Origin of the sequence: Mycolicibacter engbaekii, assembly GCF_002101585.1 — a bacterium.
Lineage (GTDB): Bacteria > Actinomycetota > Actinomycetes > Mycobacteriales > Mycobacteriaceae > Mycobacterium > Mycobacterium engbaekii.
The window spans coordinates 43,206-53,426 of record NZ_LQOT01000032.1 but is presented as its reverse complement, the minus strand read 5'-3'; the positions used below and the strand labels follow the sequence as shown (position 1 = coordinate 53,426).

12 protein-coding genes and 1 tRNA gene are annotated in these 10,221 nt (G+C 66.8%); 7 read left to right on the top strand and 6 right to left on the bottom strand.

Translation table 11 applies throughout. The features are described 5' to 3' along the window. Positions 1-71 precede the first annotated feature (71 nt). Positions 72-593, bottom strand: a complete 522-nt coding sequence (locus AWC02_RS21895; RefSeq protein WP_165757879.1) for a hypothetical protein — start codon at positions 591-593, stop codon at positions 72-74. A 405-nt stretch (positions 594-998) separates the two neighbouring features. Here AWC02_RS21895 and AWC02_RS09695 point away from each other — a divergent pair, with 405 nt between their 5' ends. Both AWC02_RS09695 and AWC02_RS09690 read left to right on the top strand, forming a co-directional pair. After that, positions 999-1,436 carry a hypothetical protein gene (locus AWC02_RS09695; RefSeq protein WP_133055618.1) on the top strand — a complete coding sequence of 146 codons (438 nt, stop codon included), beginning with the start codon at positions 999-1,001 and terminating at the stop codon, positions 1,434-1,436. Positions 1,437-1,522: 86 nt separating this feature from the next. Next, on the top strand, positions 1,523-2,119 hold the full coding sequence (locus AWC02_RS09690; protein WP_207568030.1) for a VldE C-terminal domain-containing protein: 597 nt from the start codon (positions 1,523-1,525) through the stop codon (positions 2,117-2,119). Between the two features lie 17 nt (positions 2,120-2,136). Here AWC02_RS09690 and AWC02_RS09685 read toward each other — a convergent pair whose 3' ends face one another. Next, a complete protein-coding gene (locus AWC02_RS09685) occupies positions 2,137-3,369 on the bottom strand; it encodes a L,D-transpeptidase (RefSeq protein ID WP_085128569.1) in 1,233 nt (410 codons plus the stop codon). A 155-nt stretch (positions 3,370-3,524) separates the two neighbouring features. On the opposite strand from AWC02_RS09685, the gene AWC02_RS09680 reads away from it, so the two are divergent. Further along, positions 3,525-3,597 (top strand) — tRNA-Lys (locus AWC02_RS09680). Positions 3,598-3,888: 291 nt separating this feature from the next. After that, positions 3,889-4,914, top strand: coding sequence for a hypothetical protein (locus AWC02_RS09675; protein ID WP_085128568.1), 1,026 nt, complete (start codon positions 3,889-3,891; stop codon positions 4,912-4,914). Positions 4,915-5,058: 144 nt separating this feature from the next. Here AWC02_RS09675 and AWC02_RS09670 read toward each other — a convergent pair whose 3' ends face one another. Beyond that, a complete protein-coding gene (locus AWC02_RS09670; protein ID WP_085128567.1) occupies positions 5,059-5,286 on the bottom strand; it encodes a DUF3618 domain-containing protein in 228 nt (75 codons plus the stop codon). Positions 5,287-5,378: 92 nt separating this feature from the next. On the opposite strand from AWC02_RS09670, the gene bcp reads away from it, so the two are divergent. From bcp to AWC02_RS09655, 3 genes are all read left to right on the top strand, one after another. Beyond that, positions 5,379-5,852, top strand: a complete 474-nt coding sequence (bcp, locus tag AWC02_RS09665; RefSeq protein WP_085128566.1) for a thioredoxin-dependent thiol peroxidase — start codon at positions 5,379-5,381, stop codon at positions 5,850-5,852. Between the two features lie 38 nt (positions 5,853-5,890). Continuing rightward, the gene (locus AWC02_RS09660; RefSeq protein ID WP_085128575.1) at positions 5,891-6,364 is read left to right on the top strand and encodes a VOC family protein; all 474 of its coding nucleotides are present in this window, start codon (positions 5,891-5,893) and stop codon (positions 6,362-6,364) included. Positions 6,365-6,481: 117 nt separating this feature from the next. Further along, positions 6,482-7,519 (top strand): FAD/NAD(P)-binding protein, encoded by a 1,038-nt coding sequence (locus AWC02_RS09655; protein WP_085128565.1) that lies wholly within the window; start codon positions 6,482-6,484, stop codon positions 7,517-7,519. Between the two features lie 13 nt (positions 7,520-7,532). Here AWC02_RS09655 and AWC02_RS09650 read toward each other — a convergent pair whose 3' ends face one another. The 3 genes from AWC02_RS09650 to acpS are packed head-to-tail and all read right to left on the bottom strand — an operon-like array spanning position 7,533 to position 10,210. After that, entirely contained in the window at positions 7,533-8,477 is a 945-nt protein-coding gene (locus AWC02_RS09650) for a LysR family transcriptional regulator (protein WP_085128564.1), read from the bottom strand. Next, the gene (locus tag AWC02_RS09645; protein ID WP_085128563.1) at positions 8,468-9,802 is read right to left on the bottom strand and encodes a dipeptidase; all 1,335 of its coding nucleotides are present in this window, start codon (positions 9,800-9,802) and stop codon (positions 8,468-8,470) included. The genes AWC02_RS09650 and AWC02_RS09645 overlap by 10 nt, the downstream gene beginning before the upstream one ends. A gap of 18 nt (positions 9,803-9,820) precedes the next feature. After that, positions 9,821-10,210: a holo-ACP synthase AcpS gene (gene acpS, locus AWC02_RS09640; RefSeq protein WP_085128562.1), complete on the bottom strand. Its 390-nt coding sequence runs from the start codon at positions 10,208-10,210 to the stop codon at positions 9,821-9,823. Positions 10,211-10,221 lie beyond the last annotated feature (11 nt).

Here is a 10,221-nt window from a genome sequence, read left to right as displayed (position 1 = left end):
TCCTCAACGACACACCAGAGCCCAACCGCCCCGGTCAGCCGCAGGCCCGAAACCCCACCACCCCAGGGGACTTACCCGACAGAGGCGGTGCTTTGCGCCAATTCGGCGAACTGGGCCGCCTGTTCGGCGGTTATTCTTCCGGGAGAGTGGACGGCAAGGTTTCGCATCGTCGCAATTCCTTCTAGAGCAGTCGCCGTTCGCACGTCAATTAGCGATGCATCGGCGGCCTGCTTAGCCAACGCGGCCAAGCCTAGACTTTCATCCTCGACGCCTGCTTCTTGCAAGGCCCGTCGAAGCGTGACCTCAAGGCTTGTCGATTCGTGAATGATGGCCGCTGCTGGCGAGTCAACCGATCCCCAGCTAGCGTTCGACGCGGAGCTTGGCGGACCTACCAGCTCGGATTCGGACTCGAGCGCGACTTGGGTTCTTGCCGCAGCGGAAGCCCATTCAGCCTCGAATGGCCCCACCTTCAGCCTCTGCGGGCGCTCCTTTAGCCATAACCTCAACGGCTTCTGGAAAAGGAGCAAACCCACTATGACGATAACGGGCCATGCCAGCGCGTCTATGAGCGAAGCGAGGCTTTCCAGGTCCATGTGGTCAATATTCGCAGTATTCGGTCCGCGGCGCGCCGTACATGGCAAATCTCGGCGGCGCACGACTTACGTAACCGCCGCCGCTAATGCTTCTCAGAGCTAAAGGGTTGAGATGCCACCTCCGGGCACCACTGCTGTCGCAAAGTTCCACGACGAACTGTGTCAGACGGGCCTCAAAATGATTTGCCGCAAATTTGGCCGCTCTCATCTCGGGTGTCGCGGGTTCAAGTCCCGTCAGCCACCCCAAACGTGAGTTATCGCCCCACCCGCACACGCGGGTGGGGCGACGTTCGTTTCCGGGCCGGCACCCAGCGCAAGCATGCGACTCCCCGCGCCTGCGAAGCCTTGCCGTACCAACCGGGGCAGGTGGCCCGCCGAGATAGTCTGCGCGGGGGACGAAGCGGAATGAACGGTGTTGCGGGTACGGGTTTTGTTTCGGCGAAAGGGATCAGCGGCATGATGCGCATCACGGCGACCTTGTGGGCAGCCTTGGCAAGCGTCGGCCTGGCCGCCTGCGGCACCGATACCGGGAACACCACGCCGGAACCAACGCAGACCGAGACCTCGGGCACCGTCGCAGCTCCCCTGGGCGACCGGCTGGACACCGACGGAACCGCCAGCTACTTCTGGCCGATCCAACCGAAGGGTTACGCCCTGTTCTCAGTCGAGTCCGGCGAACCACCCGACATCCATGTCTTCTGCCCCCACGATGTCGCGGGCTGCACCACCGTGAAAAGCGGCGACAAAATCCATGTCGTGGCCGACTATCAGACGATCGAGGTGCCGTCGTTCGCCAAGGGCCCGATGCCGACCTTCGTGGTCCAACACATCACGCTGAAGTAGCTGCTCCGGGCGTGCCGGTTTGAAGTCGATATAACGTTTTGGTTACGGTTCCCTGCGTGCTCACGCAAGGACTAGTAGATCTGCGCATGAAATCCTCGGTGCTGGCCGCGACGACTGTGTTGCCGGCAGCCGTGTTCCTGGCCGGTGCAGTGGGTGCCGAGCCGGGTAACACCGACGAGCTGCCACCCCCGGCCGCCGCGGACGCGCCACCGCCCGAAGACGCACCGCCGCCCCCCGACTGGGGGCTACCGGTGCCGGACCTGCTGAGCAACTGGGCCATGCCGGCGCCGCAGGCGCTGCCTCCCAGCGTGGTCAACGAGCACGGCATGCAGGTCAAGACAATCCTGGTGGCCCGCAGCATCAGCGAGGCGTTCCCGCAGATTCACGACATGATCGGCGTGCGCCCCGACGGCCAGCGCTGGCACCCCTCCGGCCTGGCCATCGATGTGATGATCCCCAACCCCGGCAGCCCTGAGGGCATCGCGCTGGGCGACGAGATCGTGGCCTACGCGCTACGCAACTCCGGGCGGTTCGCCCTGCAGGACGCGATCTGGCGGGGCACCTACTACACGCCGGGGGGACCCAGCGGCAGCGGCAACGGGCACTACGACCACGTGCACATCACCACGTTCGGCGGCGGTTACCCCAACGGCGGCGAGGAATACCTGCGCGAGGAGGGCTGACGGGCCCGCAGCCGGTGTCAGCGCACCGGTTCCGTCTTCGCGTTGCCGGCCTGCCACTCCGGCCACGGGATGTTCCAGTCCCCGAGCCCCTCGGTGCCCGGCAGCAGGGAGCCGATGGTGTTGGTGATCTGCACCACATCACCGCGTTTGACGTGGTCGTAGAACCACAGCGCATTGCTGGGACTGACGTTGATACAGCCGTGGCTGGTGTTGGAATAGCCTTGAGCTCCCACTGACCACGGGGCCGAGTGCACGAAGATCCCGCTGTAGGAGATCTGGGTGGCCCAGTCGACGTCGGTGCGGTACCCGTTGGGCGAGTTGACCGGAACGCCGTAGGTCGAGGAGTCCATGACGATGTGCGCGAAGCGCTCACCGACGATGTAGGTGCCGTTGTTGGTCGGGGTGCTCTCCTTGCCCATCGACACCGGCATGGTCTTGACCACTTCACCGTTGACCCGGACCACCATCGACTTGGTGTTGTCGTCGACCGTGGCGATCACCTCGTCGCCGATGACGAAGTGACTGGCGGCGTTGTCCTGCCCGTAGACCCCGTTGCCCAGGTCCACCCCGTAGGTGTTGACCTGAACGTCGACCACCGTGCCAGGCTTCCAGAAAGCCTGTGGCCGCCAACGCACCTCACGATTGTTCAGCCAGTAGAAGGCACCCTCCACGGGGGGTTGGGTGGTGATGGTGATCGCCTTTTCGGCCGCCTCACGGTCGACGATGTTCTCGTCGAACCGGATGGCCACCGGCTGACCGACGCCGACGACCTCGCCGTCGCGCGGCATGACGTAGGGCATGGTCAGGTTCTGCGGCGAGTGCGTCTGAAACGTCATCTGCCGGCTGGTCACGCCGCCAAGACCCAGCGCCCTCGCGTCCACCGTGTAGCGCTTGTTGTAGCCGAGCTGCTCAGATGTCGCCCAGGTCAAGCCATCTGCACTGAGCTTGCCGTCGACGACCGCGCCGTATTCGTTGACCATGGTGACCGAGTCGAGCACGCCGTCCTCGGCGGTGACGGTCACCGGCGCGTCTACCGCGACGCCGACCGCCTTGTCGGTGACGGATGCGGTGACCTTGGGAACCAGCAGGTCGGCATACGGCGTGCCCTTGTCGGTGATGATCCTTGCCGCCTCGGCGTCGGCGTCACCGCCGCAGGCACTCAGGCTCCCCACCGCGGCCGAAACCATCACCAATGCCGCCACCCGGGACCCGAACCCCCGGCAGCGTTGCACCCAACCAACCTGCCCCATACTTTTCCCACCTGATCGTGCTCCGTGCTGCTCCGCAGGCAGTCTAGTGGTTAATCGGCAGTGTCGCCGTGGCTGCGGTCACCAGGTAAGAACCCGCTGATTTCGTCTCATGGCACGGCGCCTGTTATTGTCTGTCTCGCGGTTATGACCGCCCAGCGCCGTTAGCTCAGTTGGTAGAGCAGCTGACTCTTAATCAGCGGGTCCGGGGTTCGAAACCCTGACGGCGCACAGTTGTCGCAGACGATGCGATTGTTCTGGCAGGCCGTTGTAGGCCGCTACTCTCCCCTTTCGCCCGGCACGCAGCTGCCCGTACTTGGGGCCCCATCTGCGCCCCGGCGACGCCGGCGCAGCGCCCTCAGCGCCATGCCGGCACGCACCTGAGAACACGTCCCCATCACCCGGAAGTTAGGCAAGGGGTACTTAGGTAAGGGTTTCCTTTGATTAATTGCTATTATCGGGCGCGCAGGATCCTGCTCCCTAAATCAAGGGCGCAGCTCATAAAACGTCAAAGGAGTAACCGTGGAGTTCGCCCTACACCCCGACGCGGCCCCGCGCCGCGCCGGTCACGCGACCCGACTTGCCGCCGCCGGGATCGCCCTGGCAGGAGCCGGCCTGGTGGCTGTTCACCCCGTCGCGCCCAGTCAGCTCGACATCCGGCACCAGGCAGTCCAGTTGACTTCCGGCATTGAGGGCTTCTTCGGCTGGTCTTCGGTGTTCGAGCGGACGGCGGAGAACCTGAGCACCCTGTTCAGCAACGCCAACGTCTTTGACGTGATCGGCCAGGCCGCCAGCAACTGGGGCGACTACGCCCAGTTGATCATCGGCATGGAGGACGTTCCGCTGGACGCCCGCGAGGGCATGGAGCCGCGGTTTGTCACTTCGGGCTTCGCCGGCATCGGTGAGGCGTTCGAGAAGATGATCTTCGGGGTCGAGGGCCAAGACGTGAAGTACCCCGGCCTGGAGGTGCTGCTGGAGCGCATCGGCGAGGCTCTGGCCAACGGGAACCCCTTCGAGGCGTTCAACGAACTGAACATCTGGACGCTGTACGGCATCGAGGACATCGGCAAGGCTCTGGGCCCGGTGCTGTCCATCCCGGCCCGCGAGATGGAGAACATCTCCACGCTGTTCAACGAGTTCATCGGCCCGCTCGACGCATGGGCGTTCATCAAGGCGGTGAGCCAGACCATGATGGCGCCGATGATCGGCGTGTTCTACCAGTTCGCCGAGACTCTCACCAATGTCCTCGGTGGCGACTTCGAGGCGCTGCTGAGCGCGCCTGCGGACCTGGTGAACACCTTGGTCAACGGGTACGAGGTTCCCGTGACCGAGGCGGTGTTCGTCGGCCTGATCAACAACGACAGCATCTTCGATCTGTTGCTGGTGGACTGGCCCGCCCGCGCCGCCGAAGCCCTCACCGTGGGCACCGCGGACCTGCCGGTCAACGCCGTGGAGATCCTGCCCGCCAGTGCCGACTTCGACCTGTTCGGGGCGGACTTCCTGTCGAGCCTGTTCGACGGCAGCATCTGGGACGCCTTCGCCGGATAACCACGTCAGTACCGCGGCCGGGGAGGGACCTCTGGGTCCCTTCCCGGCCGTTGTGCTTTGGCGCCGACACCGACGCACGCTGTCAGGTCCCGCGGACGGATCGCCGAACCGATGGCCGACTGGCCTGGCAGACCCCCGGGGCCCTCAGCGGTTGCGGATGCGGCGAATCGCCAGAATCAGAACCAGTCCCCCGACACCGGCGAGCGACGCCATCACCGCGGGTTGTTTCAATGTCTCGATCGCGCGGGCCTTTGCCCGGTCGGCCAGCCGACGGGGGTTGGCTCGGTCCGCGAGAATGTCGACCGTCGACGCCAACTGCTCGCGGGCCTGGTCGATGTCCTTCATGATCGCGTCGGGATCGCGTTCCGCCACTATCGTCCTCCCTGTCCGATGCTGACCCTGTCGAACTACCCTAGAGCAGCCGGGGTTGGCCGCACCCTCCGGCGAGCAGAAAGGGGCAGTTGTTGACCGACACCGCACGCCTGGCGCCCGGAGATCAAGCGCCGGAGTTCAGCCTTCCCGACGCCGACGGCAACACCGTGTCGCTCTCGGACTACCGGGGACGACGAGTCATCGTCTACTTCTACCCGGCGGCCTCGACGCCCGGCTGCACCAAGCAGGCCTGCGACTTCCGGGACAACTTGCGTGACCTCAACGACGCCGGCCTCGACGTCATCGGCATCTCCCCCGACAAGCCCGCCAAGCTGGCCAAATTCCGCGACGCCGAGGGGCTGACCTTCCCGCTGCTGTCCGACCCGGAGCGGTCGGTGCTGGCGGCGTGGGGCGCCTACGGCGAGAAGAAGATGTACGGCAAGACGGTGCAGGGTGTCATTCGGTCGACGTTCGTCGTTGACGAGCAGGGCAAGATCGCCGAGGCTCAGTACAACGTGCGCGCCACCGGGCACGTGGCGAAACTGCGGCGGGATCTGTCGGTCTGATCGCCCTGAGCTTGCCGCCGGCCGACGAGGAGCAGCTCATGCCAGTCATCCGGACGAGCCTGTGGTTCGACACCGCGGCGCTGGAGGCCGCCGAGTACTACGTGTCGATCTTCCCCAATTCAAAGATCACCGAGGTCTCGTACTGGGGCGCGGAGAACCCCGAGCGGGAGGGCAGCCCGCTGGAGGTGCTGTTCGATCTCGACGGCCGGCAGTTCTCGGCGATCAACGGCGGACCGAGCTTCACCTTCGATGAGGCCGTTTCGATTCAGGTGTACTGCGCCGACCAAGCCGAGGTGGATCGCTACTGGGACGCGTTGAGTGCCGGCGGCCGGCAGGTCCAGTGCGGCTGGCTCACCGATCGCTACGGATTGTCCTGGCAGGTGATCCCGAACCGGTTGGCGGAGTTGATGACCGACCCGGACCCCGAGCGGGTGCTGCGGGCCAGAAAGGCCATGCAGACGATGGTCAAACTCGACATCGCCGCGCTGGAGGCCGCAGCCGATGGGCGCTGACCGACCCACAAAAGATCCTTGTGACCTAACAAGAACAAGCCCCCTAGTCGCCGACCGCCGCCCGGCGCAGCATTAATTCCATCGCTCGATGATCTCCACTCGATGGAAGGCAGGAACATGACTGGGTACAGCTGGGCAGTGATTGGGGCGGGCCCTGCGGGCATAGCGGCGGTGGGCCGACTGCTCGACCATGGCGTCCCGGCAGCCGAGATCGTCTGGATCGATCCCGACTTCGCCGCCGGCGACCTCGGCACCAAATGGCGTGCGGTGCCGGGCAACACCCATGTGGCCCTGTTCCTCGACTATCTGAACGCCTCACCGGCCTTCCGCTTCGCCGCAGCCCCGCCCTGTGAGCTGACCGAGGTCGATCCGACTCAGACCTGTCTGCTCGGCCTGGTCGCCGAACCGCTGGTGTGGATCACCGAACACCTCTGCGAACGGGTGACACCGGTTCGCGCCATGGCCACCGAACTCACCTTGCGCAACCGCCGGTGGCTGGTGGGCACCGAGGCCGCCGAGATCGAGGCGAAGAATGTGATCCTGGCCGTGGGTTCCGTCCCCAAGAAGCTGCATCACCCCCACCTGGAGGAGATTCCGCTGGAGGTGGCGCTGGACCCGCGCAAGCTCGCGCAGCGGGACCTCGATGACGCCACGGTGGCCGTCTTCGGTTCTTCCCACTCCTCCATGGTGGCGCTGCCCAACCTGCTCGACACCCGGGTCCGCAACATCGTCAACTTCTACCGCAGCCCCAACAAGTACGCGATCTACCTCGACGACCGAATCCTGTTCGACGACACCGGATTGAAGGGCAACGCGGCCGTGTGGGCCCGGGAGAACATCGACGGCACGTATCCGGATCGGCTGCAACGGTGCCACGTGAACGACCCGGCGTTCGACGAGCAGCTGCGCGCCTGCACTCACGTCGTCTACACCGTCGGTTTCGCCCGGCGGCAACTGCCCGCCACCCCGCAGTGGGGTGAGCTGGAATACGATGCGGCCAACGGCATCCTGGCCCCCGGACTGTTCGGGGCGGGGATCGCCTTCCCCGAGTACGGGATCGACGCATCCGGCTCCGGTCAGTATCGGATCGGGCTCATCAAGTTCATGCAGCGGATCACCACTGCGCTGCCGCTGTGGCTGCAATACGGCACCTAGCCGCTGCGGCCGGTCAGTGCTGGGCGGCGGTGCTGCCGATGTGGCTCAACAGCTCCCGGACCGCACCGGCCGGTGGATTGCGTCCACCTGTCCAGATCGCCCGCAGCGTCCGGCGCAGGTCCACTTCGGGCACGTCGACGCAGCGCAGCCTGCCGATCGCAAGGTCGTCGGCGACGGCCAATCTGCTCATCACCGCCGGCCCGGCGCCAGCCAGCACGGCACCGCGCACGGCCACCGACGACGACAGTTCCAGCGCCGGAGCTGCCTGCTGGACGCCGGGACCCAAGACGGCGCGTAACGCCGCCGTCAGCGTGTCCCGCGTGCCCGACCCCTGTTCCCGGACGACCAGCGGGGTCTGGCTCAGCTCCGCGGCGCTCACCGGCTTGGAGCGACGCACCCATTTGTGGTCGGGCGGGACGACCACCACGAGGCTGTCCTGGGCGACGACCCGGCTGCGGATGCCCGCCAGTGCCCCCGGACTCTCGATGAAGCCGAGGTCTGCCGAGCCGTCGCGGACGTTGGCGATCGCCTGCTCGCTGTTGCCGGCGGCCAGAATGACGTCCGGGGCGGGGTGTCCCGCTCGAGCCGCGGAGGCCTGCAGTGACACGATCCACCGGGGCATCAGATGTTCGGCGACGGTCAGGCTGGCGGCCACGGTCACCTTCTTGCGGCTGGCCGACCGCAACGAAGCCAGCCCGGCATCGACGTGGGCGGCTACCTCCAGCAGCTGGTCCGCCCACTCCGTGACGACGGCACCGGCCGAGGTCAGTTGCGAGCCCCGGGCACTGCGGGTCACCAGCCGTACTCCGGTCTGGGCCTCCATGGCCGACAGGCGCGCCGAGACGGCCTGCTGTGTCAGCCCCAGTTCCCGGCCGGCCGCACCCAGGCTGCCGGTCTTGGCGATGGCGAGCAACATCTCAAACGCCGGCAGATCGGGCATGCGGGGGCTCAGCGGCATCTGCCCAGCTTCTCCAGTAACAGCGCCTCGGCGGTGGCGGCGCGTTCCAGCACGCCCAGATGCAGGCTCTCGTTGACGCTGTGCGCCTGGGTTGCGGGATCCTCCACGCCGGTCACCAGAATGGTCGCGTCCGGATAGGCCGCGGCGAACTCGGCGATGAACGGGATGGAACCGCCCATGCCCATGTCGATCGGCTGCACGCCCCATGCCTGGGCGAACGCGGCCCGGGCGGCGTCGTACACCGGGCCGGTGGCGTCGATCGCGTAGGGCTGACCGACATCGCCCGGGGTGACCGTCACCTGGGCCCCCCACGGCGCATGCTGCCGCAGGTGCGCGGCCAGCGCATCCAGGTGGGCGGCGGCGTCGCCGCCGGGGGCTACCCGCATGCTCACCTTCGCCCGCGCCCGGGGAATCAGCGTATTCGACGATGCCGCAATGCTGGTCGTGTCGATTCCGATGACGGTGATCGCCGGCTTGGCCCACATCCGTTGCGGTACCGAGCCGGAACCGATCTCGGCCACCCCGTCCAGCAGCCCGGTGTCGGCCCGCACGCGCTCGGGCGGGTAATCGACCGGCGCGGCCACGCTTTCGTGAAGGCCGGCGACTGCCACGTTGCCGTCGTCGTCGTGCAGGCTCGCCAGCAGGCGTACCAGCACGGTCAGCGCGTCGGGCACCACTCCGCCCCACAGGCCCGAGTGCAGGCCGTGGTCGAGCGTGGCGACTTCCACCACGCAGTCCGCCAGCCCGCGCAGCGACACTGTCAGCGAGGGGATCTCGGTGCTCCAATTGTCCGAGTCGGCGATGACGATCACGTCGGCGCGCAGCGCTTCGCGGTGCGCGGCCAGCAACGCGCCCAGCGACGGTGACCCGGACTCCTCCTCGCCTTCGACGAAGACCGTCACCCCGACCGGCGGGCGGCCGCCGTGCGCCCGGAAGGCCGCCAGATGTGTGGCGATCCCCGCCTTGTCGTCGGCGGTGCCCCGGCCGTAGAGGCGCCCGTCGCGTTCGGTGGGCTCGAACGGCGGCGAGTCCCACTGCTGCGCGTCCCCCTCGGGCTGCACGTCGTGGTGGGCGTAGAGCAGCACGGTGGGCGCTGCAGGCGGTGGCGGGTAGTGGGCGATGACCGCCGGCGCTCCCCCTTCGGCGACGATGCGCACCTGCGGGAAACCCGCCTGGCTCAACAGATCCGCGACGCGCTGTGCACTGCGGTGCACCTCGGGGCGGCGGGCCGGATCGGCCCACACCGACTCGATACGCACCAGATCCTCCAAGTCGGCCCGCACCGACGGCAAGACGTCGCGGACCCGCGCAACCAGATCACTCATCACCGACCTGCCATCTCGCTAAGCCTCCAGGATGGCGACCGCGGCGGCGGTGTCGCCGTCGTGGGTCAGCGACACATGGATCGTCACCTCAGCCAGATGCTGTGCGATCTCCCCGGAGAGTCGCACCTTCGGGCGTCCCCAGGTGTCGGTCACCACCTCGATGTCGCGGTGAATCGCCTCCGGCAACACCGGCTTCTGCGCGAACCGCGACCCCGACCACGCCTTGATCACCGCCTCCTTGGCCGCCCAGCGGGCCGCCAGGTGCCGTGCCGCCGAAGAACTCTTGTCGGAGGCATCCCGCCGCTCACCGGGGGTGAACGTCTCGGTGAACACCGTCCCGGGTTGGTCGACCTGCTCGGCGAAATCGGGAATCGAAACGAGGTCGATCCCCACACCAACGATGCTCATGCACCGCTCCT

Coding starts and splice junctions, on each gene's coding strand:
- AWC02_RS21895 (WP_165757879.1), bottom strand. CDS start 593: ATGGACCTGGAAAGCCTCGCTTCGCTCATAGACGCGCTGGCATGGCCC.
- AWC02_RS09695 (WP_133055618.1), top strand. CDS start 999: ATGAACGGTGTTGCGGGTACGGGTTTTGTTTCGGCGAAAGGGATCAGC.
- AWC02_RS09690 (WP_207568030.1), top strand. CDS start 1,523: ATGAAATCCTCGGTGCTGGCCGCGACGACTGTGTTGCCGGCAGCCGTG.
- AWC02_RS09685 (WP_085128569.1), bottom strand. CDS start 3,369: ATGGGGCAGGTTGGTTGGGTGCAACGCTGCCGGGGGTTCGGGTCCCGG.
- AWC02_RS09660 (WP_085128575.1), top strand. CDS start 5,891: ATGCCAGTCATCCGGACGAGCCTGTGGTTCGACACCGCGGCGCTGGAG.
- AWC02_RS09655 (WP_085128565.1), top strand. CDS start 6,482: ATGACTGGGTACAGCTGGGCAGTGATTGGGGCGGGCCCTGCGGGCATA.
- AWC02_RS09650 (WP_085128564.1), bottom strand. CDS start 8,477: ATGCCGCTGAGCCCCCGCATGCCCGATCTGCCGGCGTTTGAGATGTTG.
- AWC02_RS09645 (WP_085128563.1), bottom strand. CDS start 9,802: ATGAGTGATCTGGTTGCGCGGGTCCGCGACGTCTTGCCGTCGGTGCGG.
- acpS (WP_085128562.1), bottom strand. CDS start 10,210: ATGAGCATCGTTGGTGTGGGGATCGACCTCGTTTCGATTCCCGATTTC.